The sequence below is a fragment of the Streptomyces sp. NPDC001220 genome, assembly GCF_053597895.1.
The window spans coordinates 33,734-59,599 of sequence record NZ_JBSFJE010000001.1 but is presented as its reverse complement, the minus strand read 5'-3'; the positions used below and the strand labels follow the sequence as shown (position 1 = coordinate 59,599).

General features: G+C 71.7%; 21 protein-coding genes and 1 pseudogene. 14 read left to right on the top strand and 8 right to left on the bottom strand.

Features of this window, described 5'->3' with window-relative positions; genetic code table 11:
- Position 1 precedes the first annotated feature (1 nt).
- Together ACWDGI_RS00270 and ACWDGI_RS00265 are read right to left on the bottom strand one after the other, a co-directional pair.
- Positions 2–229 (bottom strand): annotated as a pseudogene (locus ACWDGI_RS00270) (hypothetical protein); the annotation flags it as partial.
- Positions 230–250: 21 nt separating this feature from the next.
- On the bottom strand, positions 251–1,261 hold the full coding sequence (locus tag ACWDGI_RS00265) for a cytochrome c oxidase assembly protein (protein WP_450753835.1): 1,011 nt from the start codon (positions 1,259–1,261) through the stop codon (positions 251–253).
- 322 nt (positions 1,262–1,583) lie between these two features.
- Here ACWDGI_RS00265 and ACWDGI_RS00260 point away from each other — a divergent pair, with 322 nt between their 5' ends.
- The 10 genes from ACWDGI_RS00260 (at position 1,584) to ACWDGI_RS00215 (ending at position 15,985) form a co-directional block, all read left to right on the top strand.
- Positions 1,584–2,249, top strand: a complete 666-nt coding sequence (locus ACWDGI_RS00260) for a hypothetical protein (RefSeq protein WP_450753833.1) — start codon at positions 1,584–1,586, stop codon at positions 2,247–2,249.
- A gap of 352 nt (positions 2,250–2,601) precedes the next feature.
- Complete coding sequence (gene pstC / locus ACWDGI_RS00255) at positions 2,602–3,576, top strand: phosphate ABC transporter permease subunit PstC (RefSeq protein WP_450753831.1); 975 nt, start codon at positions 2,602–2,604, stop codon at positions 3,574–3,576.
- 2 nt (positions 3,577–3,578) lie between these two features.
- Positions 3,579–4,937 carry a phosphate ABC transporter permease PstA gene (gene pstA, locus ACWDGI_RS00250; RefSeq protein WP_450753829.1) on the top strand — a complete coding sequence of 453 codons (1,359 nt, stop codon included), beginning with the start codon at positions 3,579–3,581 and terminating at the stop codon, positions 4,935–4,937.
- Positions 4,937–6,640 carry a phosphate ABC transporter substrate-binding protein PstS gene (locus ACWDGI_RS00245; protein WP_450753827.1) on the top strand — a complete coding sequence of 568 codons (1,704 nt, stop codon included), beginning with the start codon at positions 4,937–4,939 and terminating at the stop codon, positions 6,638–6,640. The genes pstA and ACWDGI_RS00245 overlap by 1 nt, the downstream gene beginning before the upstream one ends.
- Positions 6,637–9,243, top strand: a complete 2,607-nt coding sequence (locus ACWDGI_RS00240) for a hypothetical protein (RefSeq protein ID WP_450753825.1) — start codon at positions 6,637–6,639, stop codon at positions 9,241–9,243. The genes ACWDGI_RS00245 and ACWDGI_RS00240 overlap by 4 nt, the downstream gene beginning before the upstream one ends.
- Before the next feature lie 172 nt (positions 9,244–9,415).
- Positions 9,416–11,392, top strand: a complete 1,977-nt coding sequence (locus ACWDGI_RS00235) for an Ig-like domain repeat protein (protein ID WP_450753823.1) — start codon at positions 9,416–9,418, stop codon at positions 11,390–11,392.
- 74 nt (positions 11,393–11,466) lie between these two features.
- Positions 11,467–12,381, top strand: a complete 915-nt coding sequence (locus tag ACWDGI_RS00230) for a sortase (RefSeq protein WP_450753821.1) — start codon at positions 11,467–11,469, stop codon at positions 12,379–12,381.
- A gap of 14 nt (positions 12,382–12,395) precedes the next feature.
- Complete coding sequence (gene pstB, locus ACWDGI_RS00225) at positions 12,396–13,268, top strand: phosphate ABC transporter ATP-binding protein PstB (RefSeq protein WP_450753819.1); 873 nt, start codon at positions 12,396–12,398, stop codon at positions 13,266–13,268.
- Between the two features lie 306 nt (positions 13,269–13,574).
- Positions 13,575–13,838, top strand: coding sequence for a hypothetical protein (locus tag ACWDGI_RS00220; RefSeq protein ID WP_450753817.1), 264 nt, complete (start codon positions 13,575–13,577; stop codon positions 13,836–13,838).
- A gap of 347 nt (positions 13,839–14,185) precedes the next feature.
- Positions 14,186–15,985, top strand: coding sequence for a phosphatidylglycerol lysyltransferase domain-containing protein (locus tag ACWDGI_RS00215; protein ID WP_450753815.1), 1,800 nt, complete (start codon positions 14,186–14,188; stop codon positions 15,983–15,985).
- A gap of 50 nt (positions 15,986–16,035) precedes the next feature.
- Here the strand turns inward: ACWDGI_RS00215 and ACWDGI_RS00210 are convergent, their stop codons facing one another.
- The 5 genes from ACWDGI_RS00210 to ACWDGI_RS00190 all read right to left on the bottom strand — a co-directional run bounded on the left by ACWDGI_RS00210 (position 16,036) and on the right by ACWDGI_RS00190 (position 22,495).
- Positions 16,036–17,487, bottom strand: a complete 1,452-nt coding sequence (locus ACWDGI_RS00210; protein ID WP_450753813.1) for a HAMP domain-containing sensor histidine kinase — start codon at positions 17,485–17,487, stop codon at positions 16,036–16,038.
- Positions 17,488–18,210, bottom strand: coding sequence for a response regulator transcription factor (locus ACWDGI_RS00205; RefSeq protein ID WP_450755237.1), 723 nt, complete (start codon positions 18,208–18,210; stop codon positions 17,488–17,490).
- Between the two features lie 189 nt (positions 18,211–18,399).
- The gene (locus ACWDGI_RS00200; protein ID WP_450753811.1) at positions 18,400–18,993 is read right to left on the bottom strand and encodes an FMN reductase; all 594 of its coding nucleotides are present in this window, start codon (positions 18,991–18,993) and stop codon (positions 18,400–18,402) included.
- Positions 18,990–20,111, bottom strand: coding sequence for an LLM class flavin-dependent oxidoreductase (locus ACWDGI_RS00195; RefSeq protein ID WP_450753809.1), 1,122 nt, complete (start codon positions 20,109–20,111; stop codon positions 18,990–18,992). The genes ACWDGI_RS00200 and ACWDGI_RS00195 overlap by 4 nt, the downstream gene beginning before the upstream one ends.
- A gap of 440 nt (positions 20,112–20,551) precedes the next feature.
- A complete protein-coding gene (locus ACWDGI_RS00190; RefSeq protein WP_450753807.1) occupies positions 20,552–22,495 on the bottom strand; it encodes a sigma-70 family RNA polymerase sigma factor in 1,944 nt (647 codons plus the stop codon).
- Positions 22,496–22,745: 250 nt separating this feature from the next.
- On the opposite strand from ACWDGI_RS00190, the gene ACWDGI_RS00185 reads away from it, so the two are divergent.
- Entirely contained in the window at positions 22,746–23,765 is a 1,020-nt protein-coding gene (locus ACWDGI_RS00185; protein ID WP_450753805.1) for a thaumatin family protein, read from the top strand.
- 34 nt (positions 23,766–23,799) lie between these two features.
- Here ACWDGI_RS00185 and ACWDGI_RS00180 read toward each other — a convergent pair whose 3' ends face one another.
- A complete protein-coding gene (locus ACWDGI_RS00180; protein WP_450753803.1) occupies positions 23,800–24,270 on the bottom strand; it encodes a hypothetical protein in 471 nt (156 codons plus the stop codon).
- Between the two features lie 126 nt (positions 24,271–24,396).
- On the opposite strand from ACWDGI_RS00180, the gene ACWDGI_RS00175 reads away from it, so the two are divergent.
- Genes ACWDGI_RS00175 through ACWDGI_RS00165 form a run of 3 tightly spaced genes read left to right on the top strand, consistent with a single transcriptional unit; the run spans position 24,397 to position 25,738 of the window.
- Positions 24,397–24,735, top strand: a complete 339-nt coding sequence (locus ACWDGI_RS00175) for a YnfA family protein (protein ID WP_360489005.1) — start codon at positions 24,397–24,399, stop codon at positions 24,733–24,735.
- A gap of 53 nt (positions 24,736–24,788) precedes the next feature.
- Positions 24,789–25,562 (top strand): SDR family NAD(P)-dependent oxidoreductase, encoded by a 774-nt coding sequence (locus ACWDGI_RS00170; RefSeq protein ID WP_450753801.1) that lies wholly within the window; start codon positions 24,789–24,791, stop codon positions 25,560–25,562.
- Positions 25,562–25,738, top strand: a complete 177-nt coding sequence (locus ACWDGI_RS00165; RefSeq protein WP_450753799.1) for a hypothetical protein — start codon at positions 25,562–25,564, stop codon at positions 25,736–25,738. Before ACWDGI_RS00170 ends, ACWDGI_RS00165 begins: the two co-directional genes overlap by 1 nt.
- Positions 25,739–25,866: the final 128 nt, after the last annotated feature.

Sequence of the window (25,866 nt, the reverse complement as noted above, 5' to 3'; positions counted from 1 at the left end):
GTCAGTTGGACGCGTTTTCCCCCACCGGGGTTGCAGTTCCGGGCACCTCTGGTGTCACTCCTGCATCACAGTCACTCACTTCACAGTCAGTCGCATCACAGCCACTCACTTCACAGTCACTCGCATCGCAGTCACTCGCATCGCAGTCACTCGCATCGCAGCCACTCACTTCACAGCCACTCGCATCGCAGCCACTCACTTCACAGCCACTCACTTCACAGCCACTCGCATCGCAGTCACTCGCATCGCGTCACTGCTCGTCGGGCTCGCCGTGCTGGCGGCGGATCCTCGCGGCCACCTCGTTCTTCTCCGTCTCCCACCAGGGACGGACCCGTTCGGCGGACGCGGCGGGCTGGGCGGACGCGGCGGGCCGGGCGGACGGAGCGGGGGCAGGGACCGCGGCGGCGGCGTGCTGCTGGTCCAGGTGGCGGTCCAGGGCCGCCGTCTGCACCCGTTCCGCCCGCGCCCACTGGAACAGGATCGTCAGCAGGAACGGCAGCGCGACCAGCTCGGCGATGCTCAGCATCGCGCCGCCGCCGATCTGCTGGTCCTGCCGGACGTCCGGGGACCAGGACGGGTGGTGGTGCAGATACCAGGCACCGGCGATCAGCGTGCCGTGCGTCATGACGACCACGCCCGGGATCGCGTCGATCACGCCGTCCAGGAAGACCAGGCCCGCCCGGACCGGGTGGGTGCACCAGGCGGGGAGGGTCTCCTCCCGGGTCAGCACCGGTACGACGAACAGGCAGCCCGCCGCCAGCAGGTGCAGGTACATCAGCTCGTGCAGCCAGCCCACCCGCAGGGCGGTACCGAAGTACGGGGTGAAGTAGATGGTCAGCTCGGTGGCGAGCACCAGCGCCGTGCTGACCAGGGGGAAGGTCAGGAGGCGCAGCACCCGGCCGGTCATCGTGCGGCGGAGCCGGGCCGCCGCGGGCTCCGGGAGCGCCTGCACCGCGAGACGGAGCGGGTCGCCCAGCGCCAGGCCCAGCGGTGCGACGAGGTCGAGCAGGATGTTCTGGACGGCGGCCGGCCAGAACAGCGCGTGGTCGTAGACGGCGAGGGCCGACATCGTCGCCACCACCAGCGCGCCCAGGCCCAGGACCGTGAAGGCGGCGGTGCGGGCCGGCGACCAGGGCTCGCCCTTGGCGCGTACCCGCAGCACGCCCCAGCCGTACAGCCCGCCCAGCACCACGACCAGCAGCAGCGCCGGTACGTCCAGCTGCCACGACGTCAGCAGCCGGCCCGCGGTCAGCTCGGCCATCCCGCTCACCCTCCTCGGGTCTCTGGGTCCCTCGGCCCCACGGCCTCATGGCCCTACGGCCCCACCGTCGGGACGAAACGGTCAGACCCACTGCGCGACGCTATACCCGGCCCGCCCGGCGCTCGCATCAGGGTCGCCTGTGACACGCCTGGCATACCGCCCCGCGTCACAGTTCTGTGCCGGACCGAGGTGACTCTTGTTCACTTTCGCCGGACCGTGCCTAGGGTGATCATCGCGGTTGCGGATCTTGACCGGGTCCGGCTCCGCGGGGACTGGTTCTTGCGCACTGGGGGGCGTTTTCATCATGGGGGAACGGTCTGTCATGCCTCGGCGTGTGCCGGGGCGGTCCGTCGCCGCGGTTCTGGCCGCCGTCGGGATCGTCGCCGGGGTGCTGGTCGGCGGACCGGGGCTGGAGTCGGTGGCCGGGTGCGGGACGTCGGGGGACCTCTATCCGTCGCAGACCGCGCGGGACTGGGTGTCGTACGCCGATCATGTCGTCGTCGCCAGCCCGGTCCGGGAGCGGGAGACCAACCGGCGGAACTACAGCAAGGGGTCGATCGCGTACGCGATGGACCGGCTGGTGAGCTTCCGGACCGAGAGCCGCCTGTGGTCCCGCAGCTCACCCCGGCACACCGTCGGCTCGGAATTCGACATGGTCGCACCGGGCTGGGAGGTCTACCGGTCCAGCGGCACCCGGGTGGCACAGCTGGCCACCGACGCGCCCCGGCTCCAGGCCGGCCACACCTATCTGCTCGCCCTGCGCTGGCGCGAGGGCGGCTGGGTGGTCCTCGGCGAGGGCGGGGCCGTGCCCTTCGACGACCACACCGGCGACCAGGGCGAGTGGTGCGGACGGGTGCTGAGCAAGGAGGACGTGGCCGAGGGCGAGCGGTTCTCCCGGCACGACGACCACAGCCTGGAGAAGGCGGTGCTCGGCCGAAACGAGGACGCCGTCAAACGCACCCTGGACAAGGCCGCCGCAGGCCACTGAGCCGGGCCACACCCGAGCCCCGGCCCGGTCTCCCGGCCCACGGCCGAACCGCCCGGCCCGGCGCAGGGCCGAACCGGCCCCGCCCGCACCCGCCTCCACACCGGCACACCGCCCCGCCGGCGTCGGTCCCGCCTGACCCCCCAGTACACAAGCGCCCACATCTCCCCCACCGAAATGGCATGAACAGTTCACCTGTTCTCCACATTCGACGCGCTGGTGCGCAAGGAACCGGCCATTGACTCTCCCCGCGCGGCACCCCATTCGGGGCCGTGTGGGGAGAATCGTTTCGTATAGGGGGGGCACAGTGGTGTCCGCGCTCGAGGGTTCCGCCGGGGCGGAATCCGAAAGACCCGTGCCCAGGCGGCTGTCCGCTGCCCGGGGGCTCGGGGACCGGATGTTCCGGTACCAGTTGACGGCCACGGGTGGCATCGTCCTTGCCATCATGGCCGCCGTAGGGCTGTTCCTGCTGCTCCGGGCCGGGCAGGCGCTGCGGGCCAGAGGCGTCTGGGCCTTCCTCACGACCGCCGAATGGCAGCCGGACGTGCACCGGTTCGGCATCGCGGCCGTGCTCACCGGCACGCTGCTCATCGCCGCCGTCGCGGTCACCATCAGCGTGCCGCTGGCCCTCGGCACCGCCCTGTTCATCTCGGACGTGGCGCCCCGGCCCCTGCGCCGCACGCTCGTCACGATGGTGGACCTGATGGCCGCCGTGCCCTCCGTGGTCTACGGCCTGTGGGGACTGTTCTTCCTCCAGGAGCACGTGATCGGGCTCTCCCGCTGGCTGTCGGACTGGTTCGGGTGGATCCCGTTCCTGCACGTCGACGGCGTCCAGCCGGGCGAACCCCTCTCCTCCCAGAGCGTCTACACCGCCTCCACCTTCGTCGCCGGAATCGTCGTCGCCCTGATGGTCGCGCCGATCCAGTGCTCGGTGATGCGCGAGGTGTTCGCCCAGGCACCGGCCGGTGAACGCGAGGGCGCCTACGCGCTCGGCGCCACCCGCTGGGGCATGATCCGCGCGGTCGTCCTGCCGTACGGCATGGGCGGGATCATCGGCGGCACCATGCTGGGCCTGGGCCGGGCGCTCGGCGAGACCATCGCGGTCTACCTGATCATCTCCCCGGTCTTCGTGATCCAGCCGCACATCCTGCAGACCGGTTCGAACTCGGTCTCCTCCCTCATCGCCCTGCACTACGGCGATGCCTCCACCTTCGGCATGTCGGCGCTGATGGCCGCGGGTCTGGCGCTGTTCCTGCTCACCCTGGCGGTCAACTTCACCGCCTCCTCGATCGTGGCGCGGTCACGGTCCGGCGCGCAGAGCGAGGCGTGACGATGACCGTCGTAGACCTTGAGAAGAACGTTCCGCAGGACGCCCCCCGGGACGTGCCCGCGGACGGCACCCCGCACGACATCGCCGCCGAACTCCCCGACGTACCGCGCCGGATCGGCGGGCTCACCCGCTCCGGGGTGCTGTCGCTGTTCGGCGCGGCCGCCTCCGGGCTGTGCACCGCCGTCCTGCTCTTCGGTGAACTCGCCCCGTTCTCCGGGGCGTTGGGATTCTTCGTCACCGCATACCTTTCATTCGTAGGTATCTACGCGGTGTTGACAGGCCTTGAGGAGGACGGGCAGGCGGTACGGGACCGGGTGATGACCGTCGTCCTGTGGACCGCGGGCGGGCTGATGTTCCTCGCGCTCGCGATGGTCGTCGGCTTCACCGCGTGGCGCGGCCGGGAGGCCCTGCCGCACGGCAACTTCTTCACCCAGGACATGCAGGCGGCGGGCCCGCTGGACCCGCTGACCCACGGCGGCATCGCGCACGCCATGCTCGGCACCCTCATCATGATCACCATCGCGCTGGCGATCACGGTCCCGCTGGGACTGGCCTGCGCGGTGTACCTCAACCAGATCCGCGGCCGCTTCTCGCGGTTCGTCCGTACGATCGTCGAGGCGATGACCGCGCTGCCGTCGATCGTGGCCGGTCTGATGGTGTACGCGGTCTGGATCCTCGGCCTCGGCATGCAGAAGTCGGGTCTGGCGGCCGGCTTCGCGATCAGCGTGATGATGCTGCCGATCGTGATCCGCGCGGCGGACGTGGTGCTGCGCCTGGTGCCGGGCAACCTGACCGAGGCGTCGGAGGCCCTCGGCGCCCCGCGCTGGCGGACGGTGTGGCACGTGGTCCTGCCGACGGCTCGCTCCGGTCTCGCCACCGCCGTCATCCTCGGCACGGCCCGCGGCATCGGCGAGACCTCCCCGGTCCTGCTCACGGCGGGCTTCACGGCGGCGCTCAACGCCGACCCGACGAGCGGCCCGATGATCTCCCTCCCGCTCGCCGTCTTCAACTTCGTCAAGTCCCCCGAGCCGACGATGATCGCCCGCGGCTTCGGCTCGGCGGCGGTCCTGATGGCCCTGGTCCTGGTCCTTTTCGCGATCGCCCGGGTGATCGGTGGCCGCGGCCCCGGTCACCAGAACAAGCGCCAGGCGAAGAGGGCGGCGCGGGCCTCGCGCAGGGATGCGCAGAGGTTCACGGAACTTCGCACGCCGGGACCGGAGTTGTTCGAGCCCGCTTCCTCCGAAGACGCCGCTGAGACCGAGCGCCCCGAAGGGGGCGCGGGGAACGGCGCGACCAGCCCCCACACACCCGCACCCGACAACGAGGCCGAACACGGCCCCACGGACGGAGACAGCCACTGATGTCCAGCCAGCTCCTCAACGCCCTGAGACGGCTGGGCATTCTCGCCGCGCTGCTCAGCATCCTGACCCCCCTCACCGTCATCGGCCTCACGCAGAGCGCGTCCGCCGACAGCTACACCCCCATCGCCGGCGCCGGCTCGACCTGGGCCGAGAACGCCGTCGACGAATGGCGTCGCGCCGTCAACCAGTACGGCATGCGGATCAGCTACGCCGGCACCGGTTCCTCCGACGGCCGCCGCCAGTTCCTCTCCGGGACCGTCGACTTCGCCGTCTCCGACATCCCCTTCCAGACCAGACCCACCGACGGCAGCGCGGCCGAGCGCCCCGCGAGCGGCTCCTACGCCTACATGCCGATCGTCGCCGGCGGCACCGTCTTCATGTACCACCTCACCGTCAACGGCAAGCGGGTCACCAACCTCCGCCTCTCCGGAGACGTGGTCACCAAGATCTTCACCGGGGCGATCAAGACCTGGGACGACCCGGTGATCAAGGCCGACAACCCCGGCCTCCAGCTGCCGCACCGCGTCATCGTCCCGGTGGTCCGCTCCGACGGCTCCGGCTCCACCGCCCAGTTCACGATGTGGATGGCGAACCAGCACAGGTCGCTGTGGAACGCGTACTGCGCGAAGGTCGGCCGGTCCGGTTCCTGCGGGCAGACCTCGTACTACCCCACCGTCTCCGGCATGATCGCCCAGTCCGGTGACCTCGGTGTCGCCGGTTACGTCGCCCAGAACTACGGCGAGGGCGCGATCGGGTACGTCAACTACTCCTACGCGCTCAACGCGCACTACCCGGTCGCCAAGGTCCTGAACCACGCGGGCTACTACACCGAGCCCACCCCGCAGAACGTGGCGGTCTCGCTCCTCAAGGCGAAGATCAACACCAACAAGAGCTCGGCGGACTACCTCACCCAGCAGCTCGACGGCGTCTACAACGACTCCGACAAGCGCAACTACCCGCTGTCCAGCTACTCGTACATGATCCTGCCGCTGAAGGTGCAGGGCACCTTCACCAAGGTCAAGGGCAAGACGCTCGGCGCCTTCTCCTACTACTTCATGTGCCAGGGACAGCAACAGGCACCAAAGCTCGGCTACTCGCCGCTCCCGATCAACCTCGTGCAGGCCGGCTTCGACCAGATCCGCCGGATCCCGGGTGTGCAGGCGCGGAACATCAACATCAAGAACTGCAACAACCCGACCTTCACGGCCAGCGGCCAGAACCGGCTCGCCCAGACCGCGCCCTACCCCGCCGCCTGTGACAAGAAGGGCGCCGCGCCCTGCACCACGGGTACCGGCGGCACCAAGTCCGGCACCGGCGGCAACGGCGGCGGGGCCTCCGGCGGCAGCGGCGGCACCGGTTCCGGCGGCGCGAGCGGCACGGGCTCCGACAGCGGCGGCTCCGCAGGGGGGAGCAGCGCCACGCCCTCGGTCGACCCCGACACCGGGCAGACCATCTCCCCGGACGGCACCGGCTCCGGCGGCACCAGTTCGTCCGGCGGTACGACGGCCGGCGGCACCGTCGCCCTCGCCCAGCCGGTCGCCGTGGCCACCGCGCACGGCTGGACGGCCACCCAGACGCTGATGCTGCTGGCCGCGGTCCTGGTCTTCGGCCTCCTCCTGCTGCCCTCGCTGGTCTCCCGGCTGGTCGGCAGCAAGGCCGACGGCACCGGCAACGGCCGCTCCGAGGACGGGAGTTCGCGATGAGACGCGCCCGGATGCGCAACGCGCTGATACGCCTGCTCGCCGGCGCCACGATCGGCGCCCTCGCCGGACTCGCGGTCGCCCAGACCGCCCCCACCGCCACCGCGGCCACCGGCTCCGCCGTGACCGTCTCCGGGCGCGGCGAGTTCAAGGACATGAAGTTCACGGTCTCCCAGACCACCCACCTCACCAGCCAGGCCGTCACGGTCAGCTGGTCCGGCGGCGCCCCGACCACCTTCGCGGGCACCCAGTTCAACACCGACTTCGTGCAGATCATGCAGTGCTGGGGCGACGACGACGGCACGGTCCCGTCCAACCCCGGCCCGGCACGCACCCAGTGCCAGTACGGCGCCTCGCCGACCACGGACCGCGGCAGCTGGCCCGGCAACGACTACGACGACACCCGCCGGGTCTTCTACAACGCCGACCCCACCAACTACGGCCAGGACAACCGCTTCGGCGCCGGCAACCCCAACGCCCCCGGCGAGGTCCCCTTCAAGCCGGTGAGCGGCGACATCGTCACCAGCAACACCCAGAACAACCCCTACTTCAACCACAACACCACCAACGAGGTCGACTTCGCCCGCACCGGTGCCGACGGCACCGGCAAGGAGTTCTTCGAGGTCCAGACCGCCAACGAAGCACCGCATCTGGGCTGTGGAATGCCCGTGACGGTCGACGGCGCCACCAAGCCGCGCAGTTGCTGGCTGGTGATCGTCCCGCAGGGTCGTCTCGACCTCGACGGCAAGCCGTACGCCGACCAGAGCCAGGTCAACGCGGGCTCCCCGGTCTCCTCCACCAACTGGAAGAACCGGATCGCCGTCAAGCTGGACTTCAACAGCGTGGGCACCAACTGCGCCCTGGGCGCCGACGAGCGCCCCACCGCCGGCAGCGAACTCGCCGCCGACGCCATGACCAGCTGGCAGGGCGCCCTGTGCGCGGCCGGCAAGGTCTACGGCTACACGGAGATGGGCGAACCCGACGCCCGCACCCGGCTCGGCAACGACGGCTCCTTCGGCCTCGCCTTCACCACCCGAGCGCTGGGCTCCGACCTGGCCACGACCGCGCCCCCGGGTACGACGTCGTACGCGCCGGTCGCGCTCTCGGGAACCGTGATCGCCTTCACGATCGAACGAAGGCCCAGGTCCGACGCTCCCGAGTCGGAGAACAAACTCGCCGGGACCAAGATCGAGTCGATCGACATCACCCCGCGTCTGGCCGCCAAACTGCTCACCGAGTCGTACCGCAACTCCGCCTGGCAGGCGGTGATCAACGGCACCGCCGCCAAGGGGTACGGCTGGGCGAAGAACAACCCGGCCGGTCTCGCCACCGACCCCGAGTTCATCGAACTGAACCCCGAGTTCGCCCATCTGTCGGTCGCCGAGACCCCCGCCACCGACACCGACCTGCTCACCTCGCTGGGCCACTCCGACTCGGCCCGCGCGCTGTGGCAGTGGATCGTGTCCGACAAGGACGCCCGGCAGTTCCTCGCCGGTGTCCCGGACGACTGGGGCATGCGGATCAACCCGTACTACTCCACCAACACCGACCTCAACCCGACCGGCGTCGCCTTCGACCCGTCCCAGACGGACGACTACCCGAAGAGCGACCCCTGGTGCACCATCCCGGCCGGCAGCGGCGCCACCCAGAAGCAGTGCATGATCGACTTCCATCCGTACGTCGACGACATGCACGCCGGCGCGCTGCACACCCGTCGCGCCGACGGCCTGTGGAAGTCGACCTGGGACCCGCTGGCCACCCCGCCCGCGTACAAGAGCCCCGGCCCGCAGACCGTGGGTTCCCGGTTCCTCATCACCGTCACCGACGCGGCGTCCGCCACCCGGTACGGTCTGCAGACCGCCCGCCTGCGCAACGCGGCAGGAAAGTTCGTCGGGCCGACGGAGAACGCCCTGACGTCCGCCGCCGCGAGCGCCTCCGGCAAGGGACTCGCCGAGATCACTCCGTCCGGGGCGACGGCCAAGGACGCCTACCCGCTGGCCCAGCTGGTCTACGCGGCGGTCCGCCCCGGCAAGGTGAGCAAGGCCGCCCGCCAAGACTACGCCTACCTGCTCAAGTACGCGGCGGGCAACGGCCAGATCACCGGCGACGACCCGGGCCGGCTGCCCGTCGGCTACGCCCCGCTGCCGAAGAAGCTGCGCACCCGGACCGACAAGGCGGCCGACGCACTGATCCACTACACCGGTCCGAGCCCGGCCGACGACGGCGGCTCGGCGGACGGCGGCGGCACGGACACCTCCGGTGGCGGCGCGCCCGGCTCCGCAGGGGACACCGGAGGCACGGGTGCCGTCGGCGGCACGGGCACGGGCGCCGGGGCCGGTGGCGCCGGCGCCTCGCCGAGTGCGTCGGCGTCGTTCGGCGGCGGCACGGCGTTGGAAACAACCGCGGCCGGCAACACCCCGGCGGACCCGGCGAACCCGCTGCGGTACGCCGTTCCGGCGGGGGCCGCGCTCGGAGCGGTCGCCGGTGCCGGGGCGCCCTTCGCGGGCGGACGTCGGCTGTCGATCAGTACCGCTCGAACGACGCTACGTCGTCTTCGGGTGCGTCGTGGCTGGTCGCGCCCACGCGGCGGAGCCGCACATGGATAGGGCCCCGCGCCCCTAAGGGGCGCTTCCCTCAGGGGCGTCACAAGCCCCACGGAGCCCAAGTGCTCCCCACAGACGGCCGCCCGCCCCGAAAGGCAGTCGGGGCGGACGGCCCGCACCACCCTGCCAGATCCCCTTCTCTCCTCGCTCCTTCACACAGTCACGGAGACACTCGATGCGCAGAACGCGCTCCACGGCGGCCCTGGTCGCCGCCGCAGTGGTGGCCGGCGGCCTGGCTCTGGCGAGCCCCGCGTATGCCGACCCCACCCCCGCCGGCACCTTCCGCCAGCTCGTCGGCGTGGGCTCCGACACCACCCAGGACGTGATGAACGCCCTGGCCGGCGACACCGTCAACGGCACCTCCTACGCCGACAAGGCCGTGAAGTCGTCCGCCGGCGCGGGCCTCGCCTCCTACGACGCGATCGGCTCCGCCACCATCCAGACCCGCTCCGGCGGCCCGTCCTTCAACCGCCCCAACGGCTCGGGCCCGGGCCGTACGGCGCTCAGCGACTCGCTGACCGGTGACAAGTTCAACGACACCACCGTCGCGGGCCAGGTGGACTTCGCCCGCTCCTCCGGCGGCCCGAGCAACCTGGTGGGCAACGCCCTGACCTACATCCCGTTCGCGCGGGACGCGGTCGGCGTCGCGGTCCGCGGCACCGGCCTGGACACGCTGACGAAGGACCAGCTGTTCGACATCTACAAGGCCGGCGGCACGCGCACGCTGAACGGCCAGACCCTGCACCCGGTCCTGCCGCAGCTCGGTTCCGGCACCCGCAAGTTCTTCCTCGCCGCGATCGGCCTGACCGAGGGCACGGTCGACACCACCCTGCCGACCGTCCAGGAGAACCAGGCCAACGCCGCCCTCACCCAGGACGGCGCGCTCGCCCCGTTCTCCGTGGGCAGCTGGATCGCGCAGAACAACGGCGTCGCCCCCGACTTCAGCTCCGCCGCGGTCGCCGCGGGCGGGCACCTGGCGAGCGTCCAGCTGCCGGGCGACACCGGTGGCGTCACCAGCCCGGTGACCACCGTGGACGGCAAGCTCGCCCCGGTCTCGCACTACTACGAGAACTCCACCTTCGGCCGTGACGTCTACAACGTCGTGCCGAGCCGGGCGATCGACCCGACCAGCATCTTCTTCAACAAGGACATCTACGACGTCTTCGTCACCAGCGGCGACCACGAGGCCGCCATGGCCACGGACACCGCCGAGGACGTCATCGCGGACTTCGGCTTCCTGAACGAGTCGTACAACGGCTCGATCAACCTGGCCAAGCACGCCAAGGTCGGCGGTCTGGAGTCGACCACCACGGGCAACGCGCCCGACAAGCCCACCCTGAAGACCACGGTCGGCGACGCCGGCCTCAAGCTCAGCTGGACCCCCAGCACCATCACCCCGGCCCTGCCGGTGACCGACTACCGGGTCACCCTGAAGGACGCGGACGGCGGCGTCATCAGCACGAAGGACCTGCCGAAGTCCACGACGTCGTTCTCCTTCACCGATCTGGCCACCGGCACCTACAGCGTCACCGTCACCGCCAACAACCTGGTCGGCGCCGGCACCGAGGCCACCTGGACCGGTGCGGTCAAGTACGCCAGCACCACCAAGGCCACCACCGCCACCACCGCCTACGGCAAGACCCCGAAGGTCGCCGTGACGGTCACCGGCACGCACGGCGTCAAGCCGACCGGCAAGGTCACCGTCAAGGACGGCACCACGGTCGTCGGCACCGGCACCCTGGACTCGTCCGGCAAGGTCTCCATCGGCCTGTCGAACCACCTCAAGGTCGCCACGCACTCGCTGTCGGTGTCGTACCCGGGCACCTCCAAGCTCAACGCGTCCTCCACGCTCGTCTCCCTGAAGATCACCAAGGCGTCGGCGGCGGTCTCCACCTCGCACCCGACCTCGGTGAGCCACACCGCCAAGGGCAAGGTCACCGTCAAGGTCACCGCGACCGGCACCACCCCGGGCGGCACCGTCCGCATCTACCAGGGCACCAAGGTCATCGCGACCGGCACCCTGAGCGGCGGCCACGTCACCATCACCCTGCCGAAGCTGGCCAAGGGCAAGCACACCCTGCACGCCTTCTACGTCGGTTCCTCGACCGTCAACTCGAAGGCCGGCGCCAACTTCACCATCACCTCCAAGTAACCCCCTGACGGGCCCGCCGGGAGCCTCGAGGTTCCCGGCGGCCCCGCACTCGTCTTTTGAAGGAGGCGGGCCCCGTGACCGTCGCCGTACCGACACCGAAAGCTCTGGCCGCGGCCGTGCCGCGCAGGCCCGTCCGCAGCCTCACCGTCGTCCGCCACCTCTCGCGCGGCGGACTGCTCAGCCTCGCCGCCCTGCTGCTCGGCATCACCGTGCAGCTGCTGGTGGTCAGCGGGGCCCAGCAACACGCCGCACAGCACGCCGACTTCGACCAGCTGCGCGAACAACTCGCCCTCGGCACCGCCCCGGTGGCCCAGACCGGCCAGGACGGCAAGCTGCTGGCACCGGGCACGCCGCTCGCGATCGTCAAGATCCCGAAGCTGGGCCTGAGCCAGGTCGTCCTGGAGGGCACCGACTCCGCCGTGCTGACCGACGGCCCCGGGCACCGCCGGGACACCCCGATGCCCGGCCAGGCCGGCACCAGCGTGCTGATGGGCCGGGCGGGTGCGTACGGCGGCCCGTTCGGCAGGCTCTCCGAGCTGACCAGCGGCGACACCTTCACCGTGATCACCGGCCAGGGCAAGGCGGACTTCCAGGTCATCGACGTACGACGGGCCGGGGACCCGGCACCGACCGCGCTCGCCGCCGGCAAGAGCCGCCTCGTCCTGATCACGGCGACGGGCCCGAAGTTCGCCCCCTCGGGCATCCTGCGCGTCGACGCCGACCTGGTCTCCGAGGCGTTCCAGACCCCGTCGGCCGTGATCCGCGCCGGCACCCTGCCGGCCTCCGAGGAGCCCCTCGCCCGCCCCTCCGGGGTGCCGTGGCCGCTGGTGATGTGGCTGCAGGCGCTGCTGCTCACCGCCGTGGCCGCCGTCTGGGCCTGGCACCGCTGGGGCCGCCACCAGACATGGATCGTCTTCGCCCCGGTCGTCGCGGTGCTCGGCCTCCAGGTCGCGACGCGGACCACCGAACTGCTGCCGAATCTGCTGTGAACCAGGTGAATGAGATGACCGAGACCGCGACGACCGAGTCCGCGACGAGCGACACCGCCATGACCGACACCGCCGTACTGCCCGCCGCCGTCCCGGTGGTGGACGGCCCCGCCCCCGCCACCCTCGAAGCCCGTGCCGTCTCCGCCTGGTTCGGCTCCCACCAGGTGCTCAGCCGGGTGTCGCTGACCATGCCCGCGGGCGAGGTCACCGCACTCATCGGCCCGTCCGGCTGCGGCAAGTCGACGTTCCTGCGCACCCTCAACCGGATGCACGAGATGATCCCCTCGGCGCAGTTCGGCGGCGAGGTGCTCTTCGAGGGCGAGGACATCTACAACCCGTCGTGGCGGCTGACCGACGCCCGCCGCAGGATCGGCATGGTCTTCCAGAAGCCGAACCCGTTCCCGGCGATGTCGATCTACGACAACGTGGTGGCCGGCCTCAAGCTGACCGGCACGAAGGTGAACCGCCGGGAGAAGGACGAGCTGGTCGAGGAGTCCCTGACCCGCGCGGGCCTGTGGAAGGAGGTCCGCGACCGGCTCCGGCAGCCGGGCGGCGCGCTCTCCGGCGGCCAGCAGCAGCGCCTGTGCATCGCGCGGGCGCTGGCGGTCCGCCCCCGGGTGCTGCTGATGGACGAGCCGTGCTCGGCCCTTGACCCGACCTCGACCCGCCGCGTGGAGGAGACCATCCACGACCTGGCCGGCCAGGTCACGATCGTGATCGTCACCCACAACATGCAGCAGGCTGCGCGTGTCTCCCAGCAGTGCGCGTTCTTCCTGGCCGAGCAGGGCACCCCGGGCGGCATCGTCGAACACGGCGCCACGGACGCCGTCTTCAACTCCCCGCAGGACCAGCGCACGGCCGACTACGTGGCGGGCCGGTTCGGCTGAGCCCCGCCGAGAGCAGCACGCTCCACCGCCGCCGGGCTCCTCGAGGGAGGGGACCCGGCGGCGAGCCGTACCGGTGCGGAGACCACCGGTTCGTCCGGCGCCGTCAGCCCCGCGTACGCCGTGCCGTCACCCGTGCGGACCACGACCGCAGGAAGCTGTGACCGAGAACACCGAGGACACCGGCCGGGGCGCGCTGCCCCCCGTGTCCACGCTGACGTGAATACGCTCGTCCTGAGGCTCTCCCGACCCTACGTATTGTAGGTTCCCCATCGGCCACGGCGGCTCGTCAGCTCATCGGGGGTACTCATGCACGGCACGGACACACAGGAGACGCGGCGCAGCCTCGCCCCCACGGTGGCGGCGCTGGTGGCGAGCCTGCTGGTCGCGGCGGTGGGCGTGTACGAGCTGTCCGGCTTCGGCCTGCACAGCCTCGACCGGCGCCCGCACCTGTTCAGCGACGGGCTGGCGACGGGCGGGGTGATCGTCGCGGCGGTGGCGGCGGGCGCGGCGATCGGGAACCTCGCGTGGGTACTGGCGGCCCGACGACGGGTCGAGCGGGAGCATCCGTAGGAACGGGAGCGGCCGCAGGAACGGGAACGTCCGCAAGAACGGGAACGTCCGCAGGAAAGGAAGCATCCCAAAGGACGGGAGAATCCGCAGAAGGGGAGCATCCGTAAGGACGGGAGCATCCGTAAGGACGGGAACGTCCGCAGGAACGGGAGCATCCGAAAGGGCGGGAGGATCCGTAATCGCGGGAGCGTCCGTAAGAAGGGGGGCTCCCCCTTTCACACCGTTTTCCGCACCGCTTCCGCACCACGGCCGGCCTCCCCACCGACTCTCGCCGTTACCCTACGGACTGTAGGGTCAGCTCCCTCCGCCATCGTCCCCGTCCCCGTCCCCCAAGGTGACCGGTCCCCATGCCCGCACAGCAGTCGACCCTGATCCCCGCGCGCGCGTCCGCCGACCGCCGCGGTCCCGCCGCCACCCCCGGCGGCGCACTCCGCAGGCGGGCCGCCGACGCCACCGTCTGGTACCTGCGGCTGATCGCCGTACTGAACATAGCGGCGGTCATGTCCCTGCCGTTCCGGCAGGAGGTCGACGAGCACAACAACGGCCGCCTCACCCTGCACCTCCACCGGCAGCACGCCCACCACTCCGGCCAGTTCTTCACCCCGTACCTGGCCACGGCCGGCCTGGTCTCGGCCGCCCTCGCCATCTTCTTCGTGCTGGTGATGCGTCGCCGCAAGCGCGCCGCGTGGGTGGTCAACGTCGTCCTGTCCACCCCCCTGTTCGCCCTCTACGTCCTCGCTCTGACCCAGCACGAGTACCGCGCCCACGCCTTCAACTGGGCCTCCGCCGCCCTCACCGGCCTCTTCGTGGCCGCGCTGCTGGTCAGCCGCCGGGAGTTCGACGCGGTCGGCGACCCGTCGAACCCGAGGCTGGCGCTGGCGGTGGGCGTGGGCGGCGTGGCCGTCACCGGCGTCCTGGGCACGCTCCTCGTCCACGCCACGAACAAGCTCCCCGGCGCCACCATCCCCGACGAGATCGCCTACACGCTCCTGCGGGGCATCAGCGTCGGCCCGCTCGCCGACCACGTCACCGCGGTGCACGCCCCGCGCTGGACCGACGTCATCATCAACGCCCTCCTCGCCGCCGCCTTCTGCCTGGTCCTGTACGCCGGCTTCCGCTCCCCGCGCGGCCGCCGCCTGCTCAGTGCCGAGGACGAGTCGAAGCTCAGGGGTCTGCTGGACCGGCACGGCGCCCGCGACTCCCTCGGCTACTTCGCCCTGCGCCGCGACAAGATGGCGATCTTCTCGCCCACCGGCAAGGCGGCGGTCACCTACCGCGTCGTCGGCGGGGTCAGCCTCGCCTCCGGCGACCCGATCGGCGACCCGGAGGCGTGGCCCGGCGCGATCGACGCGTGGCTGACGGAGGCCCGGCAGCACGCGTGGACCCCCGCGGTCATGGGCGCGAGCGAGGAGGCGGGCACGATCTACGCCCGGCACGGCCTGGACGCCCTGGAACTGGGCGACGAGGCGATCGTCGACATCGCCGACTTCACCCTGGAGGGACGCGCGATGCGCGTGGTCCGCCAGGCCCACAACCGCGTCCGGCGGGCGGGTTACACGGTCCGCGTCCGCCGCCACGAGGACATCCCGCCCGACGAGATGTCCCTGCTGATCGACCGGGCCGACCACTGGCGCGACGGCACCACGGAACGCGGCTTCTCGATGGCGCTCGGCCGCCTCGGCGACCCGGCGGACGGCCGCTGCGTCATGCTGGAGTGCCGGGACGCCGACGACGTGCCCCGCGCCCTCCTCAGCTTCGTCCCCTGGGGCGAACAGGGCCTCTCCCTGGACCTGATGCGCCGCGACCGCGACGCGGAGAACGGCCTGATGGAGTTCATGGTCGTGGAACTCCTCCTCAAGGCACCCGACCTGAAGGTGGACCGGGTCTCGCTGAACTTCGCGATGTTCCGCTCGGTCTTCGAACGCGGCTCCCGCCTCGGCGCCGGCCCGGTCCTGCGCCTCTGGCACGCGACCCTGACGTTCTTCTCCCGCTGGTGGCAGATCGAGTCCCTGTACCGGGCCAACGCGAAATACCGCCCGATATGGGAACCGCGCTACCTGCTGTTCGCGCGGAGCAGCGACATCCCCCGCATCGGCTTGGCCAGCGCCCGGGCGGAGGGCTTCCTCACGGTTCCCTGGGGGTCGTGACGAGAGGGTTCGGCCCGACCGTACGGCCGAGGGGGACGGAGAGCGGCGGTTCACCCGCGCGGCGTTCCGCCCCCCGCGAACCCCCCGCCCACCGTGAAGCCGATCACCGCGCCGCCGCCCGCTCGACGGAAGGCGAAGGGGGCGCCGCCGTGGGCCATCGCGACCTCCCGGACGATGGAGAGGCCGAGGCCGGAGCCGGGCAGCGAGCGGGCGTCCGCGGCGCGGTAGAAGCGGTCGAAGATGCGGATCAGGTCGCCCTCGGCGATACCGGGGCCGCGGTCGAGGACCTCGACGCGGACCGTGCCCGGCCGGGCGGGGCCGGTGACGTTGATCTCGATGGGCGCCTTGCCGTCCCGGTCGAACTTGGCCGCGTTCTCGACGAGGTTGGAGACGGCCCGCTGGAGCATGCCGGGGCGGCCGTCGGTGGTCGTGTCACCGGCGGCGCGCAGCAGGATCTCGCGGCCGCTGCGGCGGCGGGCCAGCCCGGCGACGTCCTCCGCGATGTCGGCCAGGTCGACGCGCTGCGGCGGCTCCATATCGGACTGCCCGGCCGCCAGGTCGACCAGCTCGTTGACCAGGTCGGTCAGCTCGCGGGCCTCCTGGCCGAGGTCCGCGACGAGTTCGTCGCGGGTGGCGGGCGGCAGCTCGTCGATACGGCGGAGCAGGGAGATGTTGGTGCGCAGCGAGGTCAGGGGGGTGCGGAGTTCGTGGCCGGCGTCCTGGACCAGGCGCCTCTGGTCCTCCTCCGACTGGGCCAGCCGCCCCAGCATCCGGTCGAAGGCCCTGCCCAGCCGGCCCACCTCGTCCAGTCCCGTCACCGGGACCTGGATGCCGAGCTGCCGGGTCCTGGCCACGTCCTCCGCGGCGGAGGTGAGAATCACCAGCCGGCGGGTGATCCGGCGGGCCAGCCACCAGCCGAACAGCCCCGCGGCCACGACCACCGCCGCCATCAGTGCCAGCGTCCGCTGCTGCAGCGCCTGCAGCAGGTCCTCCGTGTCGCTGAACTCCTGCGCCACCTGGACCGCGCCCCGGCCGTCGCCGAGCGCCACCGTGGCGATCCGGTACAGGTCGTCGCCGACCCGGACGTCCTTGTGCTGGGCCGTCGTCCCGGCCGCCGCGGCCATGGCGGCCGCCCGGTCCGTGTCGGTGACGGGCAGCGCCGGGCTGCCGTGGTCGACGATCTCGCCCCGCGCGCCGAGCACCTGGACGTCGGTGCGGACCGGCCGGACCAGGTCGTGTCCCGGCCGGGAGGAGGAGAAGAAGTCCTGCGGGACCATCCGGTCCTGCTTGACCTCGTCCTGCACGTCGGAGACGACCTGGGTGAACACCGACTGCTCGTCGACACGGACCAGCCGGGCGGCGGCGTTGTACGACAGGATGCCGACGACGATGGTGACGGCGGCGGTGACCGCCGCGAAGGAGAGGACGAAGGTGGTGCGCAGGGAGACGAGCCTGGGCCGACGCCTGACCAGCACCCGCCGGAGCCGCTGGAGGCGGCCCACTCAGTCCTCCCGCAGCACGTAACCCACGCCCCGGACGGTGTGGATCAGCTGCGGAGCGCCGGGCTCGTCGAGCTTGCGGCGCAGGTAGCCGACGTAGACGGCGAGGTTCTTGGAGCCGGGGCCGAAGTCGTAGCCCCAGATTCGGTCGTAGATCGTGGAGTGGTCCAGGACGATCCCGGCGTTGCGGGCGAGCAGTTCCAGGAGCTCGAACTCGGTGCGGGTCAGCTCCAGCTCGCGCCGGCCGCGCCAGGCCCGGCGGGCCTGGAGGTCCATCCGCAGCCCGGCCGCCTCGACCTGCCGGTCGGAGATCTGCGGTTCCCGGCCGGGTTCGGGGGCGGCGCCGCCCGAGCCGCCGCCGGTGGTCACCGGGGAGGTGCGCCGCAGCAGCGCCCGCAGCCGCGCGAAGACCTCCTCGACGTCGAAGGGCTTGACGACGTAGTCGTCGGCTCCGGCGTCCAGTCCCGCGATCCGGTCGGCGGTCTCGACCAGCGCGGTCAGCATCAGGATGGGGGTCCGGTCGCCGCCGGCGCGCAGGACGCGGCAGACCTGGAGGCCGTCGATGCCGGGCATCATCACGTCGAGGACGAGGACGTCGGGCCGGACACGGTGGGCGTGTGCCAGTGCTTCCACACCGTCCGCGACCGCCGTCACCTCATAACCCTCCAGGGTGAGGGCCCGCTCCAGGGCGTGGCGGATGGCGCGGTCGTCTTCGGCGAGCAGCACAGTCTGGGACACGCACCCAGTCTGCCAAGGCCTCCGGCGGTTCGGCCGGGGTGAGCGGGCCTACGATCACCCTTTTTACCTGGCTCTCACCGTCACGGAGGCAACGGGCGTCGAGTTTTCGCTGTCCCCCGGTGGGGGCTGGTCGCGCAGTGCCCCACGCCCCTTACGGGTACGGGGCATCCACAGACCTCAGCTCGCCGCCAGCCTCGCCAGCTGTTCCTCGAACGGCACCACCGGCAGAGCCTCCGGCTGCGCCGGCCGCGCAGCGGTCAGCCCCGTCATCAGCGCCGCCAGCTCCCCCGCGGCCCGCTCGATCCGGTCCTCCAGGCCCTCCGCGCCCCAGTCCTCCGACGCCGCGTAGACGCCCGTCGGTGCGACCACCGCCCGCAGGTACGCGAACATCGGCCGCAGCGCGTGCTCCAGCACCAGCGAGTGCCGGGCCGTGCCCCCGGTCGCCGCGATCAGCACCGGCTTGCCCACCAGCGCTTCCTTGTCCAGGACGTCGAAGAACGACTTGAACAGGCCGCTGTAGGAGGCCGTGAACACCGGCGTGACCGCGATCACGCCGTCCGCCTCGGTCACCGCCTCCAGCGCGGCCGCCAGCCTGCGTCCGGGGAAGCCGTTGGTGAAGTTGTGCGCGATCTCGACCGCGAGGTCGCGCAGCTCCACCGTCTCGACCTCGACACCGTCGGCCTGCCGGCCCACCGCGGCCGCCAGCCGGTCGGCCAGCAGCCGGGTGGACGACGGCACGCTCAGTCCCGCCGAGACGACGACGAGCTTCATGCCCCGACCTCCTTCTTCTCCGCGCCCGAAGCCCCCGAGGCCTCCGAAGCGGCCGCGGCGAGCAGCGAAGCGTGCGTGGGCGCCTCCGGGACGTCTGCCGGACGGCCGTTCGCGAACTCCTTGCGCAGCACCGGCACGACCTCCTCGCCCAGCATGTCGATCTGCTCCAGGACCGTCTTCAGCGGCAGCCCCGCGTGGTCGACCAGGAACAGCTGGCGCTGGTAGTCGCCGGCGTACTCCCGGAAGGCCAGCGTCTTCTCGACGACCTGCTCGGGCGTGCCGACGGTCAGCGGGGTCTGGTCGGTGAAGTCCTCCAGGGAGGGCCCGTGGCCGTAGACCGGCGCGTTGCCGAAGTACGGCCGGAACTCGCGCACCGCGTCCTGCGAGTTGTGCCGCATGAACACCTGGCCGCCCAGGCCGACGATCGCCTGCTCGGGCGTGCCGTGCCCGTAGTGGGCGTACCGGGCCCGGTACAGCTCGACCATCCGCTTGGTGTGGTCGGCGGGCCAGAAGATGTTGTTGTGGAAGAAGCCGTCACCGTAGTAGGCGGCCTGCTCGGCTATCTCCGGCGAGCGGATCGAGCCGTGCCAGACGAACGGGGCGATCCCGTCCAGCGGCCTCGGGGTGGAGGTGAAGCCCTGCAGCGGTGTGCGGAACTTGCCCTCCCAGTTGACGACGTCCTCGCGCCACAGCCGGTGCAGCAAGGCGTAGTTCTCGATGGCGAGGTTGATGCCCTGCCGGATGTCCTGGCCGAACCAGGGGTAGACCGGGCCGGTGTTGCCGCGCCCCATCATGAGGTCCACCCGGCCGTCGGCCAGGTGCTGCAGCATCGCGAAGTCCTCGGCGATCTTCACCGGGTCGTTGGTGGTGATCAGGGTGGTGGAGGTGGAGAGGATCAGCTTCTCCGTGCGCGCGGCGACGTAACCGAGCATGGTGGTCGGCGACGAGGGCACGAACGGCGGGTTGTGGTGCTCACCGGTCGCGAAGACGTCCAGCCCGACCTCCTCGGCCTTCAGCGCGATCGCGACCATCGCCTTGATGCGCTCCCGCTCGCTCGGCGTCCGACCCGTCGTGGGGTCCGGCGTGACATCGCCGACCGTGAAGATCCCGAACTGCATGCTCGCTCACCCTCCAGGTTGTTTACGGTTCAACTATACCCGGAGAACGAGCCCGCACCCGCCGGTATTCCCCACGCCTCGCCATGGAGGCGGCACAGGAAGACCCCGTGACCGAAGCGCCCCTCCAGGGACGCGGGGAACAGCGCGACCGGCCCGCACGCACCCCACAACCGCGCCCTCCAGGGGCGCGGGGAACCGCGCGACCGGCCCCCACCGGCCCGCACCACCCCACAACCCGCGACCGGCCCCCACCGGCCCGTACCACCCCACACCCGCACACCCGCACACCCGCACACCCGCACACCCGCACCGGCCACCCCGTTTCCGTTGTCCCGCCACCCCCGCCCAGGTCTCCCCTACGTAAGCCCACGGGGCGTGAGCCCATGACCCCGAGGGGCCGGTGCCCACCGCCGCACGGCGGTCGCACCGGCTCCCTCCGCTCAGCGCGCCGACTGGAATGCCCGGCCCGCCGCCGTGGCCGCCGTACCGTTCGTGAACAGCCCGCTGCTCGGCTTCGACGGGTCGGCGCCGAGCCCGAACCACGCGTAACGCTGGAGGTAGGGCAGCGCGTCCAGCGCCTTCGCGGACGCGGTGACGAAGTCCGCCTGCTGCTGCGCGGACGGGAAGCGCGTCCCCTGCGAGAAGTCGATCAGCGCGTACTCGGTGAGCCAGATCGGCTTGTGGTACCGCTCGTACACCGACGCCAGATACGAGGTCAGCTGCTGCACGGCCTGCGGGGTGCGGAAGTCGCCGCCGTACCAGTGCAGCGTGATGAAGTCGACCCGGTACCCCTTCGTCTTCGCCCCGGACATGAACCGGTCCAGCCAGCCTCCGGCCGTGTCCGCGCCGTACGCCACCGCCGGGCTGCCCAGCACCTTGCCGGCCCCCATCAGCCTGGGCCACAGCTCCAGCGCCTGCTCGACCGTCATGTTCGACTGCTGCGCCATGTCGGGCTCGTTGAACCCCAGCAGGTACGGCCCCTGCGCACGGGCCTGCGCGAGCGACGCGTCGGTGACGGAGGCGGCGCCCCAGATCATCGGCACGAAGGAGGCCGCGCCCGGGGTCGTCACGCCCTGGTGCTGGGTGTTCCAGGTGTAGTACCAGCTCGCCCCGCTCGCGGCCAGCGCCTGGCTCACGCCGTCGAACGACCACACACCGACACCCTTCCGGGCGCTGGAGGCGACCTGCACGGGGGCCACCGTGCGCGGGGAAGGAGTGGGCTTCACGGACCGGCTCGGGGACGCGCTCGGCCTGGCGGACCGGGAAGGCGACGGGGACGGCGAGGGCGAGTGCGTAGGGCTCGGCGAGGCGATCGCCACCGGCGCGGACGGACGCGGAGCCACCTGGGCCACCGGGGCCGACGGGCCCGCCGTCAGCCGGGCCGCGACCAGCGCGGCCACCGCGACGACCGCGACCGCCGCCGAGCCGCCGGCCACGACCTGCTTGCTCACCACCCGGCGGCCCCGCCGGATGCGCCGGCCCGGATGCCCGTGCCGCCCGCGAGAAGCGCCGGACGTACCCGGAGCGCCGGACGTACCCGAGGTACCGGAAGCACCCGGAGTACCGGAGGACGCCATGACGTGGGCGAGCACCCGCGCCGGATCAAGGCTGGCCGGCACCGCCACCAGCGGCAGACCGCTCAGCAGCCGGTCCATCGGCAACAGCCCCCGCTCCAGGCCGGCGCACCCGCCGCAGCCACGTATGTGGCGGCCGAACCGCTTACGCCACAGAGGACTCGGCGTGCCGTCCCACGGCGCGGCGATCTCGTCCAGCCGGGCACAGCGCGGATCGGCGCCCAGCCCGCGCACCACGCACCGCGAGACCTCCATCTGCTTCTTCATGCGCTGCACCCGCACGGCGGCATGCCGGTCGGACAGCCCCAGCGCACCGGCGAGGTCGGCGCGCTCCAGCTCACCGGTCTCCTCCAGCCACCACAGGGACAGCAGTTCCTGGTCGTCCGGATCGAGCCAGCGTGTCGCCTCGGCGGTCTCCCGGCGCTGCTCGGTCAGGCCCAGCCGCAGGATGGTCAGGCCGGCGAAGTCCAGGTCGGGGTCGGCCAGCACCTCCGCGTCCTCCAGCTGTGCCCGGCGGTCGCGGTCGGTGGCCCGCAGGCTCTCCCGGTTCCGCACCTGCCGGATCGTGATCGCGACCAGCCAGGACCGCAGCGCCGACGGATCCCGCAGCTTCGGCAGCCCCCGCACCATGCGCAACAGCGTCTCCTGTACGACGTCGTCGACGTCGGCGTGACCGTTCAGGGCCCGGCCGACGATGTTGTAGACCAGCGGCAGGCACTGGGCCACCAACTGTTCCAGGGCCCGCCCGTCGCCCGCGCGCGCGGCCGTCACCAGGCCGGGGTCGGGCCCCCTCCGGTGGTTCTCGATCATGTGGGTCTGTTCCTCCGCGCAGGGATCCGGCCGTGGGGCCGACTCTTGGACCGGCTGTGGGGCCGGCTGTGGACCGGCTGCAGGGCCGGCTCTTGGAACGGAGACCCCCCGAGACGCACGGGGACAACAGAAAACCGGCGGGCCGACGTCGAAACCTGTTCGGGTCCGCAATTTATGTTGTACGGCCGCCGTGCACGAGGTCTCCGAGAGGCAGGCGACACATCCGGCACCGCCCGAGGAAGGCCCGAGGATGGCACGAGGACGCAGAAGACACGGCGCGACACCACCGCGACGCCGCTGGTGGTACGCCGCCGCGGCCGCCGCCCTCGCGACGGCGGCCACCGTACTGATCACCTACGGAGCGTGGACACCGGCACCCGGAACCGACACCGCGAGCACAGCGGACCACCGGACGACCGCGGCCGCCCCCTCCGCACCGGCTACCACCTCGCCCGCCCCTTCCGTCGGCCACAGCGCGTCCGCGTCCCCCTCCGCGTCCCCGTCTCCGTCCTCGTCCGCGTCCCGCTCGGCCAAGCCGTCGGCCACCACCGCCCGGAAGCCGGCCACCGCGCCGCGACAGCGGACCCCCGCCTCGGCCCCGGCCGGCCGGCGTCTGATCACGGTCGTCAACCGGACCGCGCAACCGGTCTGGGCCGTCGTCACCAACACCTCCGTCTACCCGGCGGGCCGCAGGCTCGCCCCCGGGCAGAGCCTCTCGCTGACCGTGGCCGACAACTGGGGCGGCCGTATCTGGGGCCGTACCGGATGCACCGGCACCGCCGCCGGCCCCTGCGCCTCCGGCGACTGCACCAGCGTCTGCGCCGGCGCCAACCCGCCCACCACCCTGGGCGAGTTCACCTTCGACGCGTATGCGGGCATGGACTTCTACGACGTCAGCATGGTCGACGGCGCCAACCTGCCCATGTACATCAACATCTCCCACACCACGACCACCGACCCGGTCAGCGACTCCGGCTGCTACCGGGGCGTCTGCACCACGGGGATCGACTGCCCCAAGGCGATGCAGGCCCTCTCCGGCGGTCGGCAGATCGGCTGCAAGCCGCCGTGCGCGGCGTTCGGCGGCGACACGTACTGCTGCCGCGGCGCCTGGGCGGGCCGCGACCACTGCGTCCCCGCCAAATGGCCCGTCGACTACACCCAGGTCTTCAAACGGGCCGCGCCGTACGCCTACTCGTACGCCTTCGACGACGCGGCGACCATGCCCTGCAAGGGCGCCTGCTACTACCGGGTGACCTTCGGCACGACCTAGCGTGCCGGTCGGAAGACGTCCTCGGAAGGCGCCCTCAGAAGGCGTAGGGGTCCCCGGTCGCCAGCACCAGCACCCGCTGCCGGTCGTTCGTACGGTCGTGGTCCACCGCGCCCCCTCCCCACGCCACGTCGACCTCCAGCGTCACCTCCGCCGGCTGCGCCCGCAGCCGTACCGGAACCACCAGCTGCTCGCCGGGCACGTCGACGGCGAGCGGCCCGGTACCGCACACCACCTCCCGGTCGCCGGTGCGGGCACAGGCCGCCGGCAGCCGCTGCGTGTCCGCCAGCGCCGCCGACCAGCTCAACCGCACGGTCGCGTCGGAGACGTCCTCCGGCCCGAGGTTGCGCGGGGTCACCCGCACCTCCACCAGGTCCCCGGTCATCACGACCGACCCGTGCACCTCCAGATCGGCGTCCCCGGCCCACGCGGCACCGCCCGCCCCGACCACCAGCGCGCCCACCGCAACCGCCCCGACCACCGCAAGCCCGTAACGACGCATCGCCATGCCACCCGTCCCGTCCGTGCTGTCCGTCCCGCCCGTCTCCGGCGTTCGTTCGGATGTATGCCACCCGGGCCCCGCCGCAGGCGCCCTCCAACAGGTGACAGCCGGACCGCATGGCAGGCTGCGGACATGCTCATTCTCCGCTCCGCCGCCCTCTTCGTCGTCGCCGCGTTCTTCGAGATCGGCGGCGCCTGGCTGGTCTGGCAGGGCGTACGGGAGCACCGGGGCTGGCTCTGGATCGCCGGCGGGATCCTGTCCCTCGGCGCCTACGGCTTCGTCGCCACGTTCCAGCCGGACGCCCACTTCGGCCGCATCCTGGCGGCATACGGCGGAATCTTCGTCGCGGGCTCGATCCTGTGGGGCGTGGTGGCCGACGGCTACCGCCCGGACCGCTGGGACCTCACGGGCGCGGCGGTCTGCCTGGCGGGCATGGCAGTGATCATGTGGGCGCCGAGGAACGGCGGCTGACCCTCACCTACGCTGGAAGGAGCCGACCGCCCACCGAGCTTCAGGAGCACCGCATGGCCACCGCACCGTCCGCCGCCTCCCGCATCGCCGTCGTCACTGGTGCGAGCAGCGGAATCGGCGCCGCCACCGCCCGAAAGCTCGCCGCCGCCGGCTACCGCGTGGTCCTCACCGCCCGCCGCGAGGACCGTATCGAGGCGCTGGCCAAGGAGATCAACGAGGCCGGCCACCAGGCGACCGCCTACCCGCTGGACGTGACGGACCGCGCGGCCGTGGACGAGTTCGCGACCGCCTTCCAGACGATCGCCGTCCTCGTGAACAACGCCGGCGGAGCCCTCGGCGCCGACCCGGTGGCCACCGGCGACCCGGCCGACTGGCGCACCATGTACGAGACGAACGTCATCGGCACCCTCAACCTCACCCAGGCCCTGCTGCCCAGGCTGGAGGCGAGCGGCGACGGCACGGTGGTCGTCGTCTCCTCCACCGCCGGCCACGGCACCTACGAGGGCGGCGGCGGCTATGTCGCCGCCAAGCACGGCGCCCATGTCCTCGCCGAGACGCTCCGCCTGGAGATCGTCGGCAAGCCGGTCCGGGTCATCGAGATCGCCCCCGGCATGGTGAAGACGGACGAGTTCGCGCTGACCCGCTTCGGCGGCGACGAGGAGAAGGCGGCCAAGGTCTACCAGGGCGTCGCCGAGCCCCTGACGGCCGAGGACGTGGCGGACACGATCACCTGGACGGTGACCCGCCCCAGCCACGTCAACATCGACCTCCTGGTGGTGCGCCCCCGCGCCCAGGCCTCCAACTCCAAGGTCCACCGGGACCTGTGATGCGGGGCCAGCCGGACGAGGACCCCGCGGCCGCCCTGGACAGGCAACTGGAGGAAAGCCGTCTGAAGCAGGAGACCAGGAACGAACGCCAGGTCTGGTACTTCCTGGCCTACTTCCTCTTCGGCATCCACTTCCTCGCCTTCGTGATGATCTACGCGGTCCATCACGCGAAGTGAGCACCGGACGAGCCACTCGGCAGGGATGGCACTCCACCGGACGGCGCGGAGCATGCCGACCGCACAGCCACCGCGTGCGGCGCGAAGCCCCGGTCTCGTCGACCGGGGCTTCGCGCTGCGGTCCGCAG